The 240-nt window shown below is 56.2% G+C and carries 1 protein-coding gene; it reads left to right on the forward strand.

All coding sequences use genetic code 11. From position 1 onward, the window contains the following. A partial coding sequence (locus tag AC1RO3_RS09400; protein ID WP_481764154.1) for a DNA translocase FtsK 4TM domain-containing protein occupies nt 1–240 on the forward strand: 240 nt, incomplete at both ends.

Below are 240 nucleotides of genomic sequence, written 5' to 3' on the forward strand. Positions count from 1 at the left end.
CTTTTTCATGATGCTGTGGCTTGCGGACGTGGCCGACGCCTTTAAGATGGCGGTCGGAGTATGCATTATGGCCACGGTCTTTGCGAGCCTAGTGTGGGCCGCGAACGTATCTGGTAACAAAGAGGCCAAAAAGCGATTTATCAAGTGGCTGAAGATTTGGGGCTCTGTCGTGTCAGTAGCCGCTATTTGCGCCCTGCTCTCACCCTCGGGTGACACTCTGCGCACGGCTGCTGCCATCGG

The sequence above is a fragment of the Dellaglioa sp. CoH-57-MRSF-19 genome (assembly GCF_056781975.1).